The sequence below is a fragment of the Simplicispira lacusdiani genome, assembly GCF_003604195.1.
Classification (GTDB): Bacteria; Pseudomonadota; Gammaproteobacteria; order Burkholderiales; family Burkholderiaceae_C; genus Simplicispira; species Simplicispira lacusdiani.
Window position 1 is genome coordinate 263,730 of sequence record NZ_QXGR01000003.1, and the last position, 22,516, is coordinate 286,245.

Genomic DNA, 22,516 nt, shown 5'->3' on the forward strand with positions numbered 1-22,516 from the left:
CCGAGCCGCCGTGCCCGCTCAGGCGCGCAATGGCACCTGCGGTTGCGCCGTGAGCCGGTAGCCCGCGCCCCGCACCGTCTCGACCATGGCCCCGGCGTCGCCCAGCGCCTCGCGCAGGCGCTTGACATGCACGTCCACGGTACGCTCCTCGATGAACACATGGTCGCCCCAGACCTTGTCGAGCAGCTGCGAACGGCTGTGCACGCGTTCGGGGTGTTTCATGAAGTAGTGCAGCAGCTTGAACTCGGTCGGCCCCACCTTCAGGGGCTGGCCCTGGTAGGCAACGCGGTGCGTGGCGGCATCGAGCGCCAGGTCGCAGATGGTGACGCTGTCGCTGACCTGCTCGGGCGCGCGCCTGCGCAGCACGGCGCGGATGCGCGCCAGCAGCTCCTGGGTGGAAAACGGCTTGGTGATGTAGTCGTCGGCGCCGGCATCGAGGCCCGCGATCTTGTCGGGCTCGTCACCGCGCGCGGTGAGCATCAGGATGGGCACGGGCTTGGTGCGGCTGTCGGCGCGCCACTTGCGCGCCAGCTGCAGGCCGCTCTGACCCGGCAGCATCCAGTCGAGCAGGATCACGTCGGGCAGCACGGCATCGAGCTCGCGCTGGGCGCTGTCACCATCCTCGGCCCAGAACGGCTGGAAGCCGTTGTGGCGCAGGTTCACGGCGATCAGCTCGGCGATGGCCGGCTCATCCTCGACGATCAGGACACGGGGAAGTTTTCTCATGTCTTTGCACAGGCCCTACAAAACCGCCGACTCGATTTCGCCCACGGAGGTGTGCCGCACATCCATGCCCTTGACCAGGTAGATGATGAGTTCGGCGATGTTCTTGGAGTGGTCACCGATGCGCTCGATCGCCTTGGCCAGGAACAGCAGGTCCAGGCTCGGCGAAATGGTGCGTGGATCTTCCATCATGTAGGTGATGAGCTTGCGCACGAAACCGTCGAACTCCTTGTCGATCAGGTCATCCTCCTTGAGGATGGCCACGGCCATCTTCGTATCCAGGCGAGCGAAGGCATCCAGCGCCTTGCGCAGCTGACCCGAGGCGAGGTCCGCCGCCACGCGCAGGTCGTTGGACGGCAGCGAACGCGGCGCGCCGCCCTCGATGATGGAGCGCACCATGCGCGCCATGCGGCTGGCCTCGTCGCCCATGCGTTCCAGGTTGGCAGTGGCCTTGGAGAAGGCCAGCAGCAGGCGCAGATCGCGCGCCGTGGGCTGGCGGCGCGCGATGATGGTCGAGAGATCATGGTCGATCTCGACTTCCATGGCATTGACACGGTTCTCGATGGCCGCGACCTGATCGGCCGCTTCGATGCTGAACTGCGACAACGCGTAGACGGCCTGGCGGATCTGGGATTCGACCAGCCCGCCCATTTCCATCACGCGGGTGGAGACGCCGTTGAGTTCGCTATCGAACTGGGAGGAAAGATGCTTGTCTGACACGGGATGCTCCTCAGCCGAAACGGCCGGTAATGTAGTCCTCGGTTTCCTTGCGCTTGGGCTTGAAGAAGATCTCTTCCGTCTCCCCGAATTCCACGAGTTCGCCCAGGTACATGTAGGCGGTGTAATCGCTGCAGCGCGCCGCCTGCTGCATGTTATGGGTCACGATGAGGATCGTCACCTTGTTCTTGATCTCGGCGATCAACTCCTCGATGGCGCCCGTGGCGATGGGGTCCAGCGCCGAGGTTGGCTCGTCGAACAGAATGATCTCGGGGTCCGTGGCCAGGGAGCGCGCGATGCACAGGCGCTGCTGCTGCCCGCCCGAGAGATTCACCGCGACCTCGTCGAGCCGGTCCTTCACCTCGTTCCAGATGGCGGCGCCCTTGAGCGCGGATTCCACCTTGTCCTCGATATAGGTCTTGGACTTCTCGCCGCGCACGCGCAGGCCGTAGGCCACGTTCTCGAAGATCGATTTCGGAAACGGATTGGGCTTCTGGAACACCATGGACAGGCGCATGCGCACTTCGATCGGGTCCACGGAAGGGTGGAGCAGGTCGATCTCGTCCGGCAGCAAATCGATCGAACCGCCGTAGCGGTGTCCTGGATAGAGATCGTGCATGCGGTTGAAACAGCGCAGGAAAGTCGATTTACCGCAGCCGCTGGGGCCGATCAGAGCCGTCACCTTGTTCTCGTAGATCGGCATGCTGATGGACTTCAGCGCCTTGAAATCGCTGTAGTAGAAATCCAGGTTCCTGGACTGCGCCTTGATCTTTGGCGTCTTCAATGGAGCTTGTGCGGCGGGTGCCATGGTTATTCCAGTGTGGGTTCGTTCGTGGCTTACCACTTGAGGTTCTTGCGGAGGCGGTAGCGCAGCCAGATGGCCACGGCGTTCATGCTCAGCGTGAGCACGACCAGCACCAGGCTGGCGGCGGCGGCATTGGCGTGGAAGGCCGGATCGGGCCGCGAGGTCCAGTTGAAGATCTGGATCGGCATGACCGTGAACGGCGAGAACAGCCAGTCGAACATGCCGGCGGGAACCTCGCCCGTGAATGGCACCGGCGGCAGGAAGGCGATGAAGGTCAGCGCGCCGATGGTGATGATGGGCGCCGTCTCGCCAATGGCACGCGACAGGCCGATAATGATGCCCGTGAGGATGCCGGGCATGCCGTAAGGGATCAGGTGGTCGCTGCACACCTGCCATTTGGTGGCTCCGCAGGCATAGGCCCCTTCGCGCACCGTTTGCGGGATGGCACGCAAGGCCTCCCGGGTTGAAACGATGACGATGGGAAGGATCAGCAGCCCCAACGTGAGGCCCGCCGACAGGATGCTCTGCCCGAAACCGAAGGTGTAGACGAACAAGCCCAATGCCAGCAAGCCATACACGATCGACGGGACGCCCGCCAAGTTCGTGATGTTGATCTCGATGATGTCGGTGAACCAGTTCTTGCGCGCGTACTCCTCCAGGTAGATCGCGCTGGCCACACCCACCGGAATGGCGAACAGCGCCGTCACCAGCATGACCAGCAGCGATCCGACCCAGGCCGACAGGATGCCGGCCTGACCCGCGCGGCGGGAAGGGAAATTGGTGAAGAAATCGACCGTCAGGCGGGGCAGGCCGTCGATTGCCATTTCCACGAACAGTGCCACCAAGGTCAGGATGCCGACGGACATGGCCAGCAGGCCGACCAGGCCGAAAATGACGTCCCAGCGCTTGTGCGAACGGATGACCGCGCGCAGTTTCTCGGTTTTTTCAGTGTTGAGGGTCATCAGTAGGCCTCGCGGAATTTGCGGCGCAGCCAGTAGCCCAGCAGGTTGAACGACAGCGTCATGAGCATCAGCGTCAAGCCGGCGGCGAAGATGGTCTGGTAGCCGATGCTGGCATGGGGAAGATCACCCAGCGCCACCTGCACGATGAACGAGGTGACGGTCGCAGCGGGCTCCAGGGGGTTGAGCGTGAGGTTGGGCTGCATGCCGGCGGCCACCGCCAGGATCATGGTCTCGCCCACGGCGCGGGAGATGCCCAGGATGTAAGCCGACGCAATGCCCGAGAAGGCCGCCGGCACCACCACGCGGGTGGCCGTCTGGAAGCGCGTCGATCCCAAGGCATAGGCGCCTTCGCGCAGGCTCATCGGCACGGCGCGCATCGCGTCCTCGGACAGCGAGGACACATAGGGGATGATCATGACTCCCATCACGATGCCGGCCGACAGCACGTTGAAGGTAGGCAGGTCTGGGTAGACCTTCTGGATCAGCGGCGTGACCACCAGCAGCGCGAAAAAACCATAGATGATGGTGGGCACGCCGGACAGCAGCTCCAGCACCGGCTTGAGGATTTCGCGGGATTTGTGCCCCGCGAACTCGGACAGGTAGATGGCGATGATGGTGCCCAGCGGGATGGCGATCAGCAGCGCCACGGCCGAGCTGGAGACCGTTCCCGCCAGCAGCACGCCGATGCCGAAATGCGCATCGTCGAACAGCGGCGTCCACTGCGTGTCCGTCAGGAATTGCCACACCGGCACATGCGTGAAGAAAAGAAGCGATTCCTTCACCAGGATGTAGACGATCGCCAGCGTGGTGAACACCGAGACGCAGGCTGCCAGGAGCAAAACGCTCTCGACCAGCTTGTCCTTGCGCTTGCGGGCCGCCTTGGACCGGGCCAGCTGCGCGAGCCGGGCCTCTCCCGTGAGGGGTGGATTCGACATGATGCGATCCGGGGTAGTGGTGGACGCGGTCATTTTAGGAATGGAATGGCATCAGGGGTATTGGCCGCACCCGCACCAGGCCCGGAAGGCCCGGCGCAGGGCGCGCACCGGCCAGGCCGTTACAGGGAGGCTTCGCGCTTGAGCAGTTCACCGATGGTGATGCCCACTTCGTTCTTGCCACCGAACACGGTGCCCTTCTTGCCCTTGGCAAGGTGCTCCAGGGCGGTCTTGTATGCGTCGGCCGGCAGCGGCACGTACTTCACTTCCTTGGCCATCTGCGCGCCCTCCTTCATGAAGAACTCGACAAACTTCTTGACCTCGGGCTTGGCCAGGGACTTGGCGTTCACATAGATGAAGATGGGGCGGGCCAGGGGCTGGTAGGTCCCGTCGAGCACGGTCTTCTCGCTCGGCGAGACGGCGGGCTTGCCCTCTTTCTCGACGATCGGCAGCGCCTTGAGCTTGCCCATGTTCTCGGCGTAGTAGGCATAGCCGAAGTAGCCGATGGCATTCACATCGCCCGCCACGCCCTGCACCAGCACGTTGTCGTCTTCCGAGGCCGTGAAATCGCCCCGGCTGGACTTGGACTTGCCCACGATGGCTTCGGTGAAGTAATCGAAGGTGCCAGAGTCCGAACCCGCGCCAAACAGCTTGATGGGCTGATCGGGCCATGCCGGGTTGATCTGGTTCCAGCGGGTGACCTTGCCCTGTGCAGCGGGTTCCCACATCTTCTTCAGTTCAGCCACGGTGGCCTGCTTGAGCCAGGCGTTCTTCGGGTTGATCACCACGGTCAACGCATCGAAGGCCACCGGCAGTTCGTAGTACTCGACGCCCGCTGCCTTGCAGGCTTCCATTTCCGACTTGGAGATGGGACGCGATGCATTGGAGATGTCGGTCTCGGCGCGGCAGAACTTCTTGAATCCGCCGCCAGTGCCAGACACACCCACCGTGACCTTGGTGCCCTTGCTGGCCTTCTGGAACTCCTCGGCGACAGCTTCGGTCACCGGGTATACGGTGCTGGAACCATCCACTTTCACCACCTGGGCCAGGGCAGGCGCGCCCAGAAACGCCAGGGCGGAAGCCGCCAGCAGGGATTTGACATCGAGCTTTTTCATGTGAGTCCTCGGGATAGGAAAGGATTGACGCAACTTTATGTACCTTGTGTGACTGTTTCGTGACACAGTCATCGAACCGCCCGGCACTGGCGGGCGGCCGTCTTGCCGTTGTGCTGCAGTTCCATGGTGCCCTGCGTCAGCAGCTTCCAGCCCTCGCCTTCGTAGACACCCCCACCCTTGTGATCCAGTTCATAGCCGCCTTCGTGGCGGATGCGCACCGAGCTGCCATCGGCCGCCAGCCGGGCCTGGAGACGCTTGCCGCCCTCGCATTCGTAGGCGACAAACTTGCCGGCCTGCATGCCGACCGGAACAGCGGAGCCAGTGGCGCAGCCGGCAAGCAGCGCGGCACCCAGCAAAGAGACGGAGAGAGCGAATTTCATCGGCAGATCCTTCAACAAGAATGAAACAACACAGGCACTATTGCGCGCGGTCGTGACACTGCGATGACGGTTTCTTGATGACGGCGGATCAAGCCACGCACCCATCCGCTGCCGCTGGACATGACGGCATCATGAAACCGTCAAAAAAATGCTGCACACTTGCCGTTCGGCCCCTCCCTGCGCACCATCCCTGCGTTCCATCCCCCGTCACCCATGCAAAACGGCACCTTTCTCGCTGCAGTCGACCTTGGCTCGAACAGCTTCCGCCTGGAAATCGGCCGCTATGAGCACGGCCGCATTCAGCGCGTGGAATACCTCAAGGAAACCGTGCGCCAGGGCAATGGCCTCGACAAGGAGCACAACCTCAGCCTCGAAGCCATGCAACGCGGCTGGGATTGCCTGGCCCGCTTCGCCGAGCGGCTGGCGGGTTTTCCACGCGCCCAGGTCCGCGCCGTGGCCACCCAGACCCTGCGCGAAGCCCGCAACCGCGAGGTTTTCCTGCAGCACGGCAGCGAAGTGCTGGGTCACCCCATCGACGTGGTGTCGGGCCCCGAGGAAGCACGCTTGATCTACCAGGGCGTCTCGCGGTTGCTGCCCCAGTCGGACGAGCGGCGGCTGGTGGTCGACATCGGAGGGCGTTCCACCGAGCTGATCCTGGGCGAGCGCTTCACGGCGCGGGCCGTTGCCTCGTTCCGCGTGGGCAGCGTGGCCTGGTCCGGCCGCTATTTCCCGGAAGGCCAGTTCACCAGCGCGGCCTTCGCCGCCGCCGAAATCGCCGCCAAGGCCGTTTTGGACGAGGCCCTGGAAACCTACCGCCCCAGCGCCTGGGACGTGGCCTACGGCTCCTCGGGCACCGTGGGCGCGGTGGGCGATATCCTGGCTGCTGCCGGGCAGCCCGAGGGCACCATTACACGCGCCGGACTGGACTGGCTGCGCGAGCGCCTGCTGCGCGCTCAAAGCGCGGACAAAGTCCGGCTCGACGGCCTCAAGGAAGACCGCCGCCCCGTGATCGGCGGCGGACTCAGCGTGCTGCGCGCCGTGTTCGATCTGCTGGAAATCGACACCATGCATGTCGCCCAGGGCGCGCTGCGCCAAGGCGCCTTGTACGACCTGCTGGACCGCGAGCAACCCGAGACCGATCTGCGCACCTCCACCGTGCAAGGCCTGCTGCACAGCTTCGCGGTGGAGCGCATCCATGCCGAGCGCGTCGCCCGCACCGCCTGCCAGCTGTTCGAGCAAGCGGCGCCGGCCCACCCCGGAACCGCCCTGCGCAAGCTGGGCTGGGCGGCGCAACTGCACGAGATCGGCTGCCGCATCTCGCACAGCGATTACCACAGGCACGGCGCCTATATCCTCGACAACACCGATGTCGCCGGCTTCGCCCAGCACGAGCTGCACCGCCTGGGCTCCCTGGTGCTGGGGCACCGGGGCAAGGTGCGCAAGCTCGAAGCCGACCTCAACGACGCGACCTTCGCTCTGCAGCTCCTGTGCCTGCGCACTGCCGTGGCCCTGTGCCATGCACGCCGCGATCCCGATATGCACGGGCTGAAGCTGACGGTGACAGGCAGGCGCTTCTGCCTTGCCACGCGCTCCGGCTGGGCCGCGGCCTATCCGCAGTCGGCCCATCTGCTGCGCGAGGAAATGGCCGCATGGCTGCGCACGCCCTGGGAGCTGGAGGTGGTCCTGTCTTGATGCCGGAAATAAACGATATATACTGTTTATACCGTTTCACCAAGGGAATCCGTCATGGCCACATCGCAGAGCACTGCCGCAACGCCGCCCCAACCCGCATCCTCCCCGGCCCAGCCTGCCCGCAAGGCCGTGCGCAAACCGGTCACGCCACGCAAGACCGGCGCTGCGCCCAAGGCCATCGCCGAGCCCAAACCAGCCCCTGTCAAGGTCGCGGCTGCGGCCCCAGAAAAGGAGCACAAGGCCAAGAAGCCCAAGCTCGTGCGCGACAGCTTCACCATTCCCAAGGATGAATACGCCGCCATCGACACGCTCAAGCTGCGCACCGCCGCGCTGTCGCAACCGGCCAAGAAAAGTGAACTCCTGCGCGCTGGCCTCAAGGCCCTGGCGGGCATGTCGGACAGTGCGCTGCGAGCCGCGCTGAAGGCCGTTCCAGCCATCAAGACGGGCCGCCCGAAGTCCGACAAATGAGCAAGGCAGGGGCCGGTGCCCTCCGGCCCCATGGCATCAGAGAAAGTCGGGCGCCTGCACTGCGAGCAGAATGGTTTCGCTGTGGTCCATGCGCTGGCGCTGGCGCAGCCACCACACGGCGCCCTTGCGCACGGCGCATTCACCCGACCGCATGTCCAGCAACCGGGCCACGGTCTGGCCCAGCGCGGGCTGGTGCCCGACCACGAGCACGGCCCCGCGCGCACGGGGCCATTGCGCCAGTTCGAGCAGCTCCTGCGGCGAGCCGTCGGGCAGCAGTTCAGCGCGCAATTTGAACTTGCGGCCCAGCGCCTGCGCCGTCTGCTCCGCACGGCGTGCCGGGCTGGACAAGACCCGCAGACCATCGGGCAGTTGGCGATCGAGCCATACCGCCATCCTCGCGGCCTGCTTCTCGCCGCGCGCGGTCAGGGGGCGCTGCAGGTCGTCCATGCCTTCGCCACCCTCTTCCGCCTCGGCGTGACGCCACAGTATCAGGTCCATCGCGCGCTCCCGGCCTAACCCCGGCCGTTGCGCTCGCCCGCCACCGGCGGGCCGTAGCGCACCATGAGGGCGTTCTGCGCGCCATGGCCCCTGGCGTATCGCTCGGCACGCGCATACGAGCCTTCGGGCTGAAGCTCCCAGGCATCACGGTCATCGTGCAGGTAGGCCAGCAGACATTCGTCAATGATGCGCTGGCGCAAATGGGGATCGGTGACGGGCCAGCAGACTTCGACCCGGCGCATCATGTTGCGGTTCATCCAGTCGGCACTGGAAAGGTACAGCTCCTCCTCTGCGCCGCAGCGGAAATAGAACACGCGCGAATGCTCCAGGAAACGGCCGATGATGGAGCGCACACGGATGTTCTCGGTCAGTCCCGGGAGCTGCGCCGGCAGAATGCAAGCGCCGCGCACGATGAGATCGATGCGCGCGCCACGCTGCGCGGCCAGCACCAGCGCGCGTGCCAGTGCCTCGTCGGTCAAGGCGTTCATCTTGACCACGATGCGGCCGCCCTCGCCCCGCGCCGCGGCCTGGCCGACCTGCTCGATTTTTTCCAGCGTGCGCCGGTGCAAATGGAAGGGCGCCACCAACAGGCGCCGCATGCGCGGCAGGCGGTTCTGGCTGGCCAGATGGTTGAACACACTGTCCATGTCGGCCGTGGTGTCCTCGTCGGCCGTGAGGTAGCTCAGGTCCGTGTACAGGCGGGCCGTGCGCGGGTTGTAGTTGCCCGTGGACAGTTGCCCGTAGCGGCGTAGCTGCCGCCCCTCCTTGCGGGTAACCAGCAGCATCTTGGCGTGGGTTTTCAGGCCCACCACGCCGAACACCACCTGCGCGCCCACCGATTCGAGGGCCTCGGCCCAGTTGATATTGGCCTCCTCGTCGAAGCGCGCCTTGAGCTCGACGACCGCCATGACCTCCTTGCCACGCCGCACCGCCTCGCGCAGCAGCTCCATGAGTTCAGGATCGGAGCCCGTGCGGTAGATGGTCTGCTTGATGGCCACCACCTGCGGGTCGTTCACGGCCTCGCGCAGGAACGCCAGCACACCGTCGAAACTCTCGAACGGCTGGTGGATCAGCACGTCATGCTGACGCATCTGGGCCATGATGGACGTACCGGCCGGCATCTGGCGCGGCCAGGCCGGGCGCCAGGCCGGGAACAACAGCCGTGGGTCGGCCACCAGGTCCACCAGCTGCGCCAGCCGCACTAGGTTCACGGGACCATGTACGCGGTAGAGCGCTGCGGCAGGCAGATCGAACTGGCGCAAGAGGAAATCGGACAGGTACTGCGAACAGCCCGAGGACACCTCCAGCCGCACCGCCTGGCCAAAATTGCGCTGCTGCAGCCCTTGGCGCAGCACCATGCGCAGGTTGCGCACGTCCTCCTCATCCACGGCGAGATCCGAATGCCGCGTGACACGGAATTGCGAGAACTCCGTCACCTGGCGCCCTGGGAACAGGTCCGCCAAATGGGCGCGCACCACGCTGGACACGCTGACGAACTGCTTGCCCTTGGGCGCGACGCCGGCCGGTAGCCGCGTGAAGCGCGGCAGCACGCGCGGAATCCGGACAATGGCGATCTCGTTCTCGCGCCCGAACGCATCGGCCCCCTTGAGCCGCACGATGAAATTGAGCGACTTGTTGGCCACCTGCGGAAACGGGTGCGCCGGGTCCAACCCCACGGGCACCAGCAAGGGCTGCACCTCGCGCGTGAAATATTCGGCGACCCAGCGGCGCTGGGCGGCACTGCGCTCGCCGTGCGGGACGATGCGTATGCCCTCATCCATCAGCGCCGGGACCAGAATCTCGTTGTACAGCGCGTACTGGCGTTCCACCAGATCATGCGCCTTGGCCGACAAGGCGTCGAAGGAAGCCGCGCTGTAAGGCCCCTTGGTCTCACCATTGCGGGCAGCCGTGATGTGCGGCTCGGCGCGCACCTCGAAGAATTCGTCCAGATTGGACGACACGATGCTCAGATAGCGAAGCCGCTCCAGCAACGGCACATCCGAGCGCGCGGCCCAATCGAACACACGCTCGTTGAAAGCCAGGATGCTGTGGTCGCGATCCAGGAACCGCGCCATGGCGTGGGGCCGCGCAGGGCGCGCCGGGTGAACGGAAGACGCCGCGCCACCATCTCCCTGCGGCTCATGCGTGGTGTCATCCTCCATTGCGGATTCATGCGACAGGGTCACGTTTCTTTCATTGGAAAATGGTGACATGGGCACGTTCAGAAACGAATGGAACACCCGCGAAGTATTGGACGACCCGGTGACAGTTTCATGACAGTCATGATGACAGTCACACCCCCTCGCCTGTCAAGCATTTCCTGCAGAACCTCAGCTTCCCAGAAAATGCTTGCGGTAGCGCGCCGGTAGATCCGCCAGGCGCATCAGCATGGGCAGGTCAGCGGTGTTGAAGTCCGGATCCCACGCGGGCGCGCCCAGCACCCGCGCCCCCAATCGCAGGTAACCCTTGATGAGCGCGGGTGGCTCGATGTCCAGCGAGGCATCCAGGCGATCCACCGGCAGGGGCAGGCGCGGCAGCACCTGGTACTCGATGGGCGCCAGATGCGTTTCGCGCAGCTGCCGCCAGATGCTCGCTGCGGCGTCTCCGCAGACCATGCCGTTGTGCATCATGGGAATGCTGGCACAGCCCACCATGGTGTCGAGCCGGTTACGCACCATGAAGTCGGCCAGCGCGCCCCACAGCGCCAGGATCACGCCGCCATGGCGATGCTGCGCATGCACACAGCTGCGTCCCAACTCCACCATGCGCGAGCGCAGGCCGCGCAGGCGCGTGAGATCGAATTCCGTATCACTGTAGGTGCAACCGATGCGCCGCGCCTGCTCGGGCGTCAGCACGCGATAGGTACCGATCACCTCGCGCGTCCGGACATCGCGGACCAGCAAGTGTTCGCAGAAGTCGTCGAAGATGTCGGTGTCATGGCCTGCAATGGTGGCCTTGAGCCTGGCCCCCATCTCGGTGGCGAAGACCTCGTACCTCAGGCGCTGGGCTTCCCGGACCTCATCGAGGTGGCGCGCCCAAGCCACCTCCACGCCGCCACGCCCGGGCGCATCGACCACCGCCCCCACCGGGCCGCCCTGGCAATGAAGCGACCCCCGAGGCAGGGACACTGGCGACAGGGGCAGCGTGGGGCTGGGCAAATCATTCATCGAAGGACTCCTTTGTGTCAGGTCTGCCACAGTGGCGGCAGCGGTCGCCGCCCGGAACCACCCGCCCCGAAACGGCCACCTGCCAGCGCAGTGTGGTTCGCTCGCATGACACCGCCATGTCGGAACCATGGCGCCTACATGACACGCCCGTTCGCCGCTCCGGCCCGCGGCATCTCCCACCCATTCCAGGGGATAAGGTTTACCCGCACACGGGCAGCCCACCCCGGCTGATACAATTTCGCACACTTTCCGGCAAAGCCCGGCCCCCCACCTGGCCATGCCATCAGCGGCGAAATGTCTTTTCAGAACGACAGTACCGGATTGCCTCCATCCGCCCCCCTGACCGATACCTCCCTTGAGCGGACCTTGCGCGAGCAGCAGACGCTGCTGGACAACGCCGGGGCAGGCATTGCCTTCATCCGCCAGCGGCATGTGGTTCGTTGCAACCGGCGCTATGCCGAAATCTTCGGCTACGAATCCCCCGAGGCGCTGATCGGCCAGCAGAGCGAAAGCTTCCATCCCGACCCCACCGCCTTCCGCGAGCTGGGGCGCGCGGCCTATCCGGTGGTTTCTGCCGGGCAGACATTCCGTGTCGAGCGGATCATGCGCAGGCGCGACGGCACGATGTTCTGGGGCCGCCTGAGCGGCAGCCTGATCAACCCCAAGGACACATCGGAAGGCTCCATCTGGATCATCGACGACATCGACGAGCAGAAGAACGCCCAGGTACAGCTTGACGCCGCCATCTGCGAAAAGCAGATCCTCCTGGACAACGCCATGGTGGGCATCGTGTACCTGCGCGACCGGCAGTTGACGCGCTGCAACCGGCATTTCGAGCAAATGCTGGGCTACGAACCCGGCGAGTTGCTGGGCAGCCCTTCGCGGCGCTGGCTGCCAAGCGACGAAGCATGGGAGGACGTGGGCCGCCGCTGTTACGAGCCCCTCGCCAGGGGACTGGCTTTCGAGGGCGAGCTCTCGCTGTGCCGCAAGGACGGTACACCCGTGGTGTGCGTGGTGCGCAGCAAGGCCATCGATCCCTCGGACCTTGCCCTGGGGTCCATTTGGATCTGCATGGATATCACCGCGCGCAAGCAGGCGCAGTCGGAGCTGATCCGGGTCCATGCGGAGCTGGAATCCCTGGTGGCCGAGCGCACCCAGCAGTTGCGCGAAACCGTGGACACCTTGCACCGCGAGATCGACGACCGCAAACTCGACCAGGAACGCATTTACTGGCTGGCGCACTACGACCCGCTGACCGGGCTGCCCAACCGCACGCTGCTGGCCGAGCGCAGCACCCAGGCCATCGAGGTGGCCCGCCAGGAGCAGACGCCGATTTCCGTGATCTTCCTCGACCTGGACCACTTCAAGCATGTGAACGACTCGCTCGGACACCGCGTGGGCGACGCGCTGCTGGTCCAGATCGCCAAGCGGCTGCGCGCCGTGGTCCGCGAGAAAGACACGGTCTGCCGCCTGGGCGGCGACGAATTTATCCTCCTGCTTCCAGGCGCCAATGCACGGGGGGCCGCGCGGGTCGCGGGCAAGCTCCTGGAGGCCTCGCGCCAGCCCTACCAGATCGAGCACCATGAACTGACCATGGCGCCGTCGATGGGGATTGCCGTATACCCGGACGACGGGACCGACTTCGACTCCCTGAGCCAGTCCGCCGACGTGGCCATGTACCGCGCCAAGCTCGATGGCCGCAACACCTACCGCTTCTTCACACCGGAGATGCAAGCCCGCTCGGTGCGCTCCCTGCAGCTGGAAAACGCCCTGCGCCGCGCGCTCGAACGCCAACAGTTCAGCCTGCACTACCAGCCCCAGGTATGCATCGCCACGCAGCAGGTGCTGGGCGTCGAGGCGCTGCTGCGCTGGCAGCATCCCGAGCTGGGCATGGTTTCTCCCGCCGAGTTCATCCCCATCGCCGAGGATTGCGGCCAGATCCTGCCCATCGGCGAATGGGTGCTGCGCACGGCGCTGGCGCAGCTCAAGCACTGGCACATGCAGGGGCTGACGCTGCCCTCGATGTCGGTCAACCTCTCGGCCATCCAGTTCCGCCAGCCCAGCCTGCCCGAGCTGATCGCGCGCATCCTCGCCGAGACCGGCCTGTCGCCGGGATCGCTGGAGCTGGAGCTAACCGAGGGCGTGGCCATGGACGACCCGCGCATGGCGATCGCCACCATGGACCAGCTGCACAACCTGGGCGTGCAGCTCTCGATCGACGATTTCGGCACGGGTTATTCCTCGCTGAGCCAGCTCAAGCGCTTCCCGATCAGCAAGCTGAAGATCGACCAGTCCTTCGTGCGCGACCTCGGCGAGGACGCCAACGACCGCGCCATCGTCAGTGCCATCATCCGCATGGCGCAGGCCCTGGGCATGGAAACCATCGCCGAGGGCGTGGAAACACGCAGCCAGTTCGAGTTCCTACGCGACCAAGGCTGCACCCAGGCACAGGGCTTCTATTGCGGCCAACCGCAGCCTGCGGACCAGTTGCAGATCTACCTGCAGGCCTGCCGCAAGGCCGTGCAGAGCGGCGCGACCGCGAGCCCCCGCCAAAGCAGCCCACCGGACATCTTCACGGCCTTCCTGCGCTGACGGCGCCTGGCATCAGCGCATCGGATAGGCGTACATCAGTCCGCCTTGGCTCCACAGTCGGTTGGCGCCCCGCGTCAAGGCCAGTGGGGACCGGGCGCCCACGTTGCGCTCGAAGATCTCACCGTAATGGCCCGTGGCCTTAAGCGCACGGGCCATCCATTCCCGGTCCAGCCCGAGCATCTTGCCGGTGTCGTCGGTGGCTCCCAGGAGGCGCTGCACCGCAGGGTCCTGGCTGCCGCCTTTCATCGCATCCACCCCTGCCTGGGTGATCCCGTGTTCCTCGGCCTCGATCAGTCCATGGATGACCCATGTGACGATGGCGTGCCATTCATCGTCCCCCCGGCGCACCAGCGGCCCGAGCGGCTCCTTGGAGATCAGGTCGGGCAGGATGGCGTGGTCGGCGGGCTTGGCCGCCTGCCTGCTGCGGATGGAAGCCAGGCCCGAGGCGTCGGTGCTGTACGCGCTGCAACGGCCCGCGAAATACGCAGAAGTGGCCGCGTCTTCCTTCTCGAACAGCACAAGCTGGATATCCAGGCCGCGCGCCCTGGAAAAATCGTTCAGGTTGCGCTCCGAGGTGGTGCCCGACTGCACGCACACCTTCTGGTTCTTGAGCTGCCGCGCGCTGCGGATGCCGCTGCGCACCGGCACGATGAACCCCTGTCCGTCATAGTAGGTGACGGCCGTGATGCGCAGGCCCATCGAGGCGTCGCGCGCGAGCGTGAACGTGGTGTTGCGCGACAGCACATCGACCTCGCCCGATTGCAGCGCGGTGAAGCGCTGCTGCGCGGTCAGGGGCACGTATTTGACCTTGCCGGCATCACCCAGCACGGCGGCCGCGATGGCGCGGCAGACATCCACGTCCAGCCCCATCCACCGGCCACTCGCATCGGGCGCGGAAAAACCCGCCAGCCCGGTATGCACTCCACACACCACCTGCCCTCGCGCCCGGACGCCATCGAGTGTCTTGCCGGCATGCGCCGGCATGGAAAGCAGGCCAGCGGCCATCGCCAGCAAGGCGGCCGAAGCCTTGAGCCGGTTCCTCTTCATGCGACCATCTCCATCCATCTGTTCATGGCTTCCATGGCCGAGCATACCGGTTCCAGGCAATTTTTGCACAAGGGAAACTCCCCTCTGACGCCCAAGCGACAAGCGCCATCAGCTACATTTTCAGTAGCATTCAGCTATGCCGCGCCGCATCGGCCAAGCGCTCGGCTGCCGCGCTGGCCTGCGCCAGATCGCGCGCCTCGACCATCACACGCAACAGGGGTTCGGTGCCGCTGGCGCGGATGAGGACGCGCCCGGTCTGGCCCAGCCCCGCCTCGACGGCCTGTGTCTCCTGGGCCAGCCGGCCGTTGGTGCGCCAGTCCTGGCCTGGCTGCAGGCGCACGTTGAGTAGCACCTGCGGAAACAGGGCCACGCCTTCGAGCAACTGCGCCAGGCTCTGGCCATTGCGCACGCAGGCCTGCAGCACCTGCAGGGCGCTGACGAGGCCATCCCCCGTGGTGTGCTTGTCCAGTACCAGCAGGTGGCCCGAGCCCTCGCCTCCCAGGTTCCAGCGGTGGCGCGCCAGCTCTTCAAGCACATAGCGGTCACCCACCTTGGCGCGCAACAGCGGCACGCCGCGCTCCTTCAGCGCCAATTCGATGGCCATGTTGGTCATGAGCGTCCCCACCACGCCGGGCACATGCTCATCACGCCCCATGCGGTCGCGCACCATCAGGTACAGCAGTTCATCGCCGTTGTAGAGACGGCCCGAGGCATCGACCATCTGCAGGCGGTCGGCGTCGCCGTCGAGGGCGATACCGTAGTCGGCATGGTTGGCGCGCACCGCCCGCACCAGGGCATCAGGGTGCGTGGCGCCCACTTCATGGTTGATGTTCAGGCCATCGGGCGCACAGCCGATGGCAATGACCTCGGCCCCCAGTTCATGGAATACCTTGGGCGCGATGTGGTACGCGGCCCCGTGCGCGGCATCGACCACGATCCTCAGGCCCTTGAGCGTGAGGTCCTGGGGAAAGGTGCTCTTGCAGAACTCGATGTAGCGCCCCGCCGCATCGTCGAGCCGGCGCGTCTTGCCCAGTGCGGCCGAATCAACCCAGACCGGCGGCTCGTCCAGCGCAGCCTCCACGGCCAACTCCCAGGCATCGGGCAACTTGGTGCCCTGGGCGCTGAAGAACTTGATACCGTTGTCTGGAAACGCGTTGTGGCTGGCCGAGATCACCACGCCCAGGCTGGCGCGCTGCGCGCGCGTGAGATAGGCCACGCCCGGCGTGGGCAGCGGCCCAAGCAGCAGCACATCGACACCGGCGGAGTTGAACCCCGACTCCAGGGCGCTCTCCAGCATGTAGCCCGAGATACGCGTGTCCTTGCCGATCAGCACCAGGGGGCGCTCCTCGGTCTGGCGCAGCACGCGCCCCACGGCATGGGCCAGGCGCAGCACGAAGTCAGGGGTGATCGGGGCCTGGCCCACGGTGCCACGGATTCCGTCGGTGCCAAAGTACTTGCGTGTCATGCGGGGTTCTCCTCGTTGTTGTTGGTAGGGGCCGGGCTGCCGTCCTGCTGGTGCATGGCCCGCCAGACGCTGAGCGCCTGCGCCGTCTCGCGCACATCGTGCACGCGCACCACGCGCGCGCCGCGCTCCACGGCCAACAGAGCGGCCGCCACGCTGGGCAGCAGCCGCTCACTTACGTCCAGCCCTGTCACGGCGCCCAGCGAGGACTTGCGCGACCAGCCCGCCAGCAGCGGGTAGCCCGGCGCCAGCAGCTCCCGCTGGCGCGCCAGCAGGGCGAAGTTCTGTTCCACGGTTTTGCCGAAACCTATGCCGGCGTCCAGAACGATGCGGTTTTTTTCGACTCCCAAAGCGCGCAGATCCTGCGCCGCATGCTCCAGAAAAGTGAGCACCTGGGGCACACAGTCGCCGGCCATCGGCGCCACCTGCATGGTCTGCGGGTCGCGGTGCATGTGCATCAGGCACACGCCGCAGGACGGATGCGCGGCCACCACGGCGGCCGCGCCCGGCTGGCGCAGCGCCCAGATGTCATTGACGATGTCCGCCCCCAGCTCCAGCACCCGGTGCATGACCTCGGGTTTGTAGGTGTCCACCGAGACGGGTACGCCCAGACGCACCGCCTCGCGCACCACGGGCAGCACGCGCGCGAGCTCCTCGTCCAGTGGCACGGCCGGGCTGCCGGGGCGGGTCGATTCCCCGCCAATGTCGAGGATGTGGGCTCCGTCCGCGATAAGCCGCTCGCAGTGGCGCAGCGCGGCGGCCGTGGTGGCGTGGCGGCCGCCGTCGGAGAAGGAGTCCGGGGTCGCGTTGACGATGCCCATGATCCGGGGGCGGCCCAGGTCGATGGCGAATCGGGCGGTTTGCCAGATCATGTGCGGAAAAAGAAGGTGGGCTGAAAGGAAAAACGGGGCTGCAGGCCCCGTCATTCACATGGTGGCCACCCGGCCTCAGGCCGCGGTGGGCGTGGCGTCCGTGTTCACGGCCGGCGTGCCGCCGCCAGAACCATCGCCACCCGAGGAAGGCGTGCGCGGCGTCCAGTCCTTGGGCGGACGCGGCGGGCGACCCGCCATGATGTCGTCGAGCTGCTCGGCGTCGATGGTTTCCCATTCGAGCATGGCCTTGGCCATGGCGTGCATCTTGTCCTGGTGCTCCTCGATCAGACGACGCGCCAGGGCATACTGCTCGTCGATGATGCGGCGCACTTCGGCATCGACCTTCTGCATGGTCTCTTCGCTGATGCTGGTGGTCTTGGTCACCGAGCGGCCGAGGAACACCTCGCCTTCGTTCTCGGCATAGACCATGGGGCCCAGCGCCTCGGTCATGCCGTAGCGCATGACCATGTCGCGCGCGATGTGCGTGGCACGCTCGAAGTCGTTGCTCGCACCCGTGGTCATCTGGTGCATGAACACTTCCTCGGCGATGCGGCCGCCGAACAGCATGGCGATCTGGTTCAGCATGTACTCCTTGTCGTAGGAGTAGCGGTCCTTCTCGGGCAGGCTCATGGTCACGCCCAGCGCGCGGCCGCGCGGGATGATGGTGACCTTGTGCACCGGGTCGCACTTGGGCAGCAGCTTGCCGATGAGCGCGTGGCCGGCCTCGTGGTAGGCCGTGTTGCGGCGCTCTTCCTCGGGCATGACCATGCTCTTGCGCTCGGGGCCCATGATGATCTTGTCCTTGGCCTTCTCGAAGTCCTGCATCTCCACGGTGCGCGCGTTGCGGCGCGCGGCCATGAGGGCTGCCTCGTTGCAGAGGTTGGCCAGGTCGGCACCGCTCATGCCGGGCGTGCCGCGCGCGATGATCGCGGGGTTGACGTCCTGGCCCACGGGGATCTTGCGCATGTGCACGGCCAGGATCTGCTCGCGGCCGCGGATGTCGGGCAGCGTGACATAGACCTGGCGGTCGAAGCGGCCGGGGCGCAGCAGCGCGGCGTCCAGGATGTCGGGACGGTTGGTCGCGGCGACCACGATCACGCCCAGGTTGGTCTCGAAGCCATCCATCTCGACGAGCATCTGGTTCAGCGTCTGCTCGCGCTCGTCATTGCCGCCGCCCAGGCCCGCGCCACGCTGGCGGCCCACGGCGTCGATTTCATCGATGAAGATGATGCAGGGAGCGTTCTTCTTGGCGTTCTCGAACATGTCGCGCACGCGGGCCGCGCCCACGCCGACGAACATCTCCACGAAGTCGGAGCCCGAGATACTGAAGAACGGCACCTTGGCCTCGCCCGCGATGGACTTGGCCAGCAACGTCTTGCCGGTGCCCGGAGGGCCGACCAGCAGCAGGCCGCGCGGAATGCGGCCGCCGAGCTTCTGGAACTTCTGCGGGTCCTTCAGGAAGTCCACGACTTCCTTGACCTCTTCCTTGGCTTCGTCGCAACCGGCGACATCGGCGAAGGTGACGCTGTTGTTGTTCTCGTCGAGCATGCGCGCCTTCGATTTACCGAAGCTGAAGGCACCGCCCTTGCCACCGCCCTGCATCTGGCGCATGAAGTACACCCACACGCCAATGAGCAGCAGCATGGGGCCCCAGCTGACCAGCAGGGTCATGAGCAGCGAGCCTTCTTCGCGCGGCTTGACGTCGAACTTGACGTTGTTGTTGATCAGATCACCCACCAGGCCCCGGTCGAGGTAGGTGGCCGTGGTGCGGATGCGGCGGTCATCGTTGGTGATGGCCACGATCTCGGTGCCGCCCTGCCCTTCCTGGATGGTCGCGCTCTTGATACGGTTGCTGCGCACCTCTTCCAGGAATTCCGAATAGCCGATGTGGCCCGCAGCGCCGACCGCACGCGTGTCGAACTGCTTGAACACGGTGAACAACACCATGGCGATGACCAGCCATACGGCAATTTTTGAAAACCACTGATTGTTCAAGCGGAACTCCGGTGAGGGTGGCGAAAGACGGGGACGTTATGCCAAATGGGTCCGATTTTAGGCTTTTCAAGGCATGCGCGGGCGGCAATACCCCCTGGCACCCCTGGGAGGATCGCGGGTTTTTCCCGTTCTCCTGCCCTGGCGCAAAACCCCGGCCGCGGTCAGGCCTGCTTTTTCAGACCGATGCCGACCAGAAAGGTTTCGGACGACTTGTCGCGCGACGCCTTGGGCTTGACGGGCTTGACGGTCTTGAAGGTCTCGCGAAAGAGCTGCACCAGCTCGGCATAGCCGCCACCATGGAACAGCTTGACGACCAGCGCGCCCTCGGGCCGCAGGTGCGCGCAGGCGAAATCCACCGCCAGTTCCACCAGGAGGGTGATGCGCGTGGCGTCCGTCGAGGCAATGCCGGAGAGGTTGGGCGCCATGTCCGACACCACCACGTCGATCGGACGCCCCTGCAGCGCCTGCTCCAATTGTTCCAGCACCTCGGGCTCGCGAAAATCCCCCTGCAGGTAGGTCACACCCTCGATAGGTTCCATGGGCAGGATGTCCAGCCCGATGATGCTGCCGTTGAGCGCGCCCACGGCAGCCCCCGAGGGCGAGAGGCGGCGGCGCACGTACTGGCTCCAGGCCCCGGGCGCGCAGCCCAGGTCCACCACCGTGGCACCCGGGCGGATCAGGCCGAACTGCTCGTCGATCTCCTTGAGCTTGTAGGCCGCGCGCGCGCGGTAGCCGTCTTTCTGGGCCTGCTTGACATAGGGGTCATTCACATGGTCGTTCAGCCATGCCTTGTTGACCTTCTTGCTCTGGGTTTTGGTTTTCATGCTTCTTTCGTCCTGCCTGGATAATACGGCCCATGCCCCAAATTGAACTCACTCCCGCCGAGCGCCGCGAATACCGTGCCGCCGCCCACCACCTCGACCCCGTCGTGCTCATCGGTGGAGATGGCCTGACCCCCGGCGTGCGCAAGGAAATCGACGCCGCGCTGAATGCGCATGGCCTCATCAAGATCCGCGTCTTCGGCGACGACCGCGCCGCGCGCGAATTGATGTACCAGGAACTGGCCGCCGAACTCAGCGCCGCGCCCATCCAGCACATCGGCAAGCTGCTGGTGCTGTGGCGCCCGCAACCCGCCAAGGAGCGCACCGTCGACGAGGACCGCATGCCCGGCCCGCGCGACGTGAAAGTGCTCAAGTTCAGCAAGCGCGGCGGCCAGCGCCCCGAGATCAAGCAGATCCGCGTGCTCGGCAACCAGCGCCTCACGCCCGGCGGCCAGATCAAGCGCGCCAAGAAGCGCAAGCCGACCTCGGTGAAGAAACGCCAGGCCGACTAAGCCGATGACCACCACCGCCGCCACGGCGCGCCAGCGCCATGTGATCTGCATGAAGTGGGGCACGAAATACGGCCCCGAGTACGTCAACCGCCTCTACGCCATGGTGCGCCGCCACCTCAGCGGCGACTTCAACTTCGTCTGCCTGACCGACGACAGCACCGGCATCCGCTCCGAGGTGCAGTGCCTGCCCATCCCGCCGCTGGACCTGCCCCCGGGCATTCCCGAGCGCGGCTGGACCAAGCTGGCCACCTTCAGCGCCGACCTGCACGGCCTGCGCGGGACGGCGCTGTTCCTCGACGTGGACGTGGTCATCACCGGCAGCCTGGACGACTTCTTCACCCAGCCGGGCGAGTTCCTCATCATCCATGACTACAAGCGGCCCTGGCGCATCACCGGCAACTCGTCGGTGTACCGCTTCGAGCTGGGCGCGCACCCGGATGTGCTGGAATACTTCCGCGGCCATTTCGACGAGATCCGCAAGCAGTTCCGCAACGAGCAGGCCTACCTGTCGGACTTCCTGCACAAGCAGGGCAAGCTGCAATACTGGCCCGCCGAGTGGTGCCCGAGCTTCAAGTACCACGGCATCCCCGCCTGGCCCACGAACTACTGGAAGGCGCCGTTCGTGCCGCCCGGCGCGCGCGTGGTGATCTTCCACGGGGAATGCAATCCGCCCGACGCCCTGGCGGGCCGGCGCAACCGGCGCTTTCGCTTCATCCAGCCCGCCACCTGGGTGGCCGAGCACTGGCGCGAATGACCCCCGCTCAGGCCGGCGGTTGTGCGCCGGCCGGGCGCAGCGTGTGCCACAGCGTGGCCAGCGCGCAGCACCACTGCAGGGTGTACATGAGCGTGCCCAGGCCATGCCAGAACTTCAGGTCCTGGCGCGCCACGATGCGCGGCGATACACCGAACTGCACCAGCAACGCCAGCAGCAGCCCACCCACTATGAAAAGTGTAGCTGCTCGCGCCCACGGATAAAGGGCTACATCGCCTTTTGGCCTTGAAATCAGAAGCAACACCATGCAGCACGCCACCGACAGCCAGGTCTGCGCGGCAAAGAGCTTGGCGGCCGTGTTGCCCGCCATGGCCGGCGTGGGCAGGTGCGCGAACAGCAATGGCACGGCCATGAAGCCGATGGCACTGAGGCTCCCCCACCAGAGGGCGGCCAGCAGGGCAGGAAGGCGGGCCTTCATGCGCGCAGCTCAGGCGTAGCGGACGCCGACAATCTCGTAGCGGCGCACGCCGCCCGGGGCCTGCACCTCGGCCGTGTCGCCCTCTTCCTTGCCGATGAGCGCGCGGGCGATGGGACTGGACACATTGATCAGGCCCAGCTTCAGGTCAGCCTCGTCCTCGCCCACGATCTGGTAGGTGACGGCGTCGCCCGAATCCTCGTCTTCGAGTTCCACGGTGGCGCCGAACACCACCTTGCCGCCCGCGTCCACGGCGGAGGGGTCGATGACCTGCGCGGCCGAGAGCTTGCCCTCGACTTCCTGGATGCGGCCTTCGATGAAGCCTTGGCGGTCCTTGGCCGCCTCGTATTCGGCGTTTTCGCTCAGGTCGCCCTGGGCACGCGCCTCGGCGATGGCGGCGATCACCGCGGGGCGATCCACGGTCTTGAGGCGGTGCAGCTCGGCCTTGAGCTTCTCGGCGCCGCGCTTGGTAATGGGAATGGTGGCCATTCGGTCAGTCTCCATTGGATAGGTGTGCCGCGCACTCGGGCGCGGCCGGTTCCGGCGCGCCACGGGCCCATAGCGGGTTT

The 22,516-nt window shown here is 65.8% G+C and carries 22 protein-coding genes; 5 read left to right on the forward strand and 17 right to left on the reverse strand.

From position 1 onward, the window contains the following. Positions 1-18: 18 nt before the first annotated feature. The 7 genes from phoB to D8S75_RS05750 all read right to left on the reverse strand — a co-directional run bounded on the left by phoB (position 19) and on the right by D8S75_RS05750 (position 5,634). On the reverse strand, positions 19-726 hold the full coding sequence (gene phoB / locus D8S75_RS05720; RefSeq protein WP_119964985.1) for a phosphate regulon transcriptional regulator PhoB: 708 nt from the start codon (positions 724-726) through the stop codon (positions 19-21). A gap of 15 nt (positions 727-741) precedes the next feature. Beyond that, a complete protein-coding gene (gene phoU, locus D8S75_RS05725) occupies positions 742-1,443 on the reverse strand; it encodes a phosphate signaling complex protein PhoU (protein WP_119964986.1) in 702 nt (233 codons plus the stop codon). A 10-nt stretch (positions 1,444-1,453) separates the two neighbouring features. Then, complete coding sequence (gene pstB / locus D8S75_RS05730; RefSeq protein ID WP_119964987.1) at positions 1,454-2,248, reverse strand: phosphate ABC transporter ATP-binding protein PstB; 795 nt, start codon at positions 2,246-2,248, stop codon at positions 1,454-1,456. A gap of 29 nt (positions 2,249-2,277) precedes the next feature. Then, positions 2,278-3,207 carry a phosphate ABC transporter permease PstA gene (gene pstA / locus D8S75_RS05735; RefSeq protein WP_119964988.1) on the reverse strand — a complete coding sequence of 310 codons (930 nt, stop codon included), beginning with the start codon at positions 3,205-3,207 and terminating at the stop codon, positions 2,278-2,280. Then, positions 3,207-4,142, reverse strand: coding sequence for a phosphate ABC transporter permease subunit PstC (gene pstC, locus D8S75_RS05740; RefSeq protein WP_119964989.1), 936 nt, complete (start codon positions 4,140-4,142; stop codon positions 3,207-3,209). Before pstC ends, pstA begins: the two co-directional genes overlap by 1 nt. Positions 4,143-4,261: 119 nt before the next feature. Beyond that, positions 4,262-5,254 (reverse strand): PstS family phosphate ABC transporter substrate-binding protein, encoded by a 993-nt coding sequence (locus tag D8S75_RS05745; RefSeq protein ID WP_119964990.1) that lies wholly within the window; start codon positions 5,252-5,254, stop codon positions 4,262-4,264. A 68-nt stretch (positions 5,255-5,322) separates the two neighbouring features. Continuing rightward, positions 5,323-5,634 carry a hypothetical protein gene (locus tag D8S75_RS05750; RefSeq protein WP_157982594.1) on the reverse strand — a complete coding sequence of 104 codons (312 nt, stop codon included), beginning with the start codon at positions 5,632-5,634 and terminating at the stop codon, positions 5,323-5,325. A 213-nt stretch (positions 5,635-5,847) separates the two neighbouring features. Here D8S75_RS05750 and D8S75_RS05755 point away from each other — a divergent pair, with 213 nt between their 5' ends. Together D8S75_RS05755 and D8S75_RS05760 are read left to right on the forward strand one after the other, a co-directional pair. Next, the gene (locus tag D8S75_RS05755) at positions 5,848-7,326 is read left to right on the forward strand and encodes a Ppx/GppA phosphatase family protein (protein WP_119964992.1); all 1,479 of its coding nucleotides are present in this window, start codon (positions 5,848-5,850) and stop codon (positions 7,324-7,326) included. Positions 7,327-7,380: 54 nt separating this feature from the next. Next, on the forward strand, positions 7,381-7,794 hold the full coding sequence (locus D8S75_RS05760; protein ID WP_198673152.1) for a hypothetical protein: 414 nt from the start codon (positions 7,381-7,383) through the stop codon (positions 7,792-7,794). A gap of 36 nt (positions 7,795-7,830) precedes the next feature. Here D8S75_RS05760 and D8S75_RS05765 read toward each other — a convergent pair whose 3' ends face one another. The 3 genes from D8S75_RS05765 to D8S75_RS05775 form a co-directional block, all read right to left on the reverse strand. Then, the gene (locus D8S75_RS05765) at positions 7,831-8,292 is read right to left on the reverse strand and encodes a SixA phosphatase family protein (protein ID WP_119964993.1); all 462 of its coding nucleotides are present in this window, start codon (positions 8,290-8,292) and stop codon (positions 7,831-7,833) included. Between the two features lie 14 nt (positions 8,293-8,306). Beyond that, complete coding sequence (gene ppk1 / locus D8S75_RS05770) at positions 8,307-10,367, reverse strand: polyphosphate kinase 1 (RefSeq protein ID WP_232828922.1); 2,061 nt, start codon at positions 10,365-10,367, stop codon at positions 8,307-8,309. 255 nt (positions 10,368-10,622) lie between these two features. Continuing rightward, the gene (locus D8S75_RS05775; RefSeq protein ID WP_119964995.1) at positions 10,623-11,459 is read right to left on the reverse strand and encodes a GNAT family N-acetyltransferase; all 837 of its coding nucleotides are present in this window, start codon (positions 11,457-11,459) and stop codon (positions 10,623-10,625) included. 294 nt (positions 11,460-11,753) lie between these two features. Between D8S75_RS05775 and D8S75_RS05780 the strand changes: the two genes are divergently transcribed. Next, positions 11,754-14,051, forward strand: coding sequence for a sensor domain-containing protein (locus D8S75_RS05780; protein WP_119964996.1), 2,298 nt, complete (start codon positions 11,754-11,756; stop codon positions 14,049-14,051). A 12-nt stretch (positions 14,052-14,063) separates the two neighbouring features. Here D8S75_RS05780 and D8S75_RS05785 read toward each other — a convergent pair whose 3' ends face one another. The 5 genes from D8S75_RS05785 to D8S75_RS05805 all read right to left on the reverse strand — a co-directional run bounded on the left by D8S75_RS05785 (position 14,064) and on the right by D8S75_RS05805 (position 20,251). Beyond that, complete coding sequence (locus D8S75_RS05785) at positions 14,064-15,098, reverse strand: amino acid ABC transporter substrate-binding protein (RefSeq protein WP_119964997.1); 1,035 nt, start codon at positions 15,096-15,098, stop codon at positions 14,064-14,066. Between the two features lie 130 nt (positions 15,099-15,228). Next, positions 15,229-16,563 (reverse strand): phosphoglucosamine mutase, encoded by a 1,335-nt coding sequence (gene glmM, locus D8S75_RS05790; protein ID WP_119964998.1) that lies wholly within the window; start codon positions 16,561-16,563, stop codon positions 15,229-15,231. Continuing rightward, positions 16,560-17,432, reverse strand: coding sequence for a dihydropteroate synthase (folP, locus tag D8S75_RS05795; protein WP_119964999.1), 873 nt, complete (start codon positions 17,430-17,432; stop codon positions 16,560-16,562). Before folP ends, glmM begins: the two co-directional genes overlap by 4 nt. Before the next feature lie 75 nt (positions 17,433-17,507). Continuing rightward, positions 17,508-19,427 (reverse strand): ATP-dependent zinc metalloprotease FtsH, encoded by a 1,920-nt coding sequence (gene ftsH / locus D8S75_RS05800; RefSeq protein WP_119965000.1) that lies wholly within the window; start codon positions 19,425-19,427, stop codon positions 17,508-17,510. 161 nt (positions 19,428-19,588) lie between these two features. Beyond that, positions 19,589-20,251, reverse strand: a complete 663-nt coding sequence (locus D8S75_RS05805) for an RlmE family RNA methyltransferase (RefSeq protein ID WP_119965001.1) — start codon at positions 20,249-20,251, stop codon at positions 19,589-19,591. Positions 20,252-20,283: 32 nt separating this feature from the next. On the opposite strand from D8S75_RS05805, the gene D8S75_RS05810 reads away from it, so the two are divergent. Then, positions 20,284-20,760, forward strand: a complete 477-nt coding sequence (locus D8S75_RS05810; RefSeq protein WP_119965002.1) for a YhbY family RNA-binding protein — start codon at positions 20,284-20,286, stop codon at positions 20,758-20,760. A 4-nt stretch (positions 20,761-20,764) separates the two neighbouring features. After that, positions 20,765-21,514 (forward strand): glycosyltransferase, encoded by a 750-nt coding sequence (locus tag D8S75_RS05815; protein ID WP_119965003.1) that lies wholly within the window; start codon positions 20,765-20,767, stop codon positions 21,512-21,514. A 7-nt stretch (positions 21,515-21,521) separates the two neighbouring features. Here the strand turns inward: D8S75_RS05815 and D8S75_RS05820 are convergent, their stop codons facing one another. Then, complete coding sequence (locus tag D8S75_RS05820; RefSeq protein WP_119965004.1) at positions 21,522-21,950, reverse strand: DUF4149 domain-containing protein; 429 nt, start codon at positions 21,948-21,950, stop codon at positions 21,522-21,524. 9 nt (positions 21,951-21,959) lie between these two features. Then, entirely contained in the window at positions 21,960-22,436 is a 477-nt protein-coding gene (greA, locus tag D8S75_RS05825) for a transcription elongation factor GreA (RefSeq protein WP_119965005.1), read from the reverse strand. Positions 22,437-22,516: the final 80 nt, after the last annotated feature.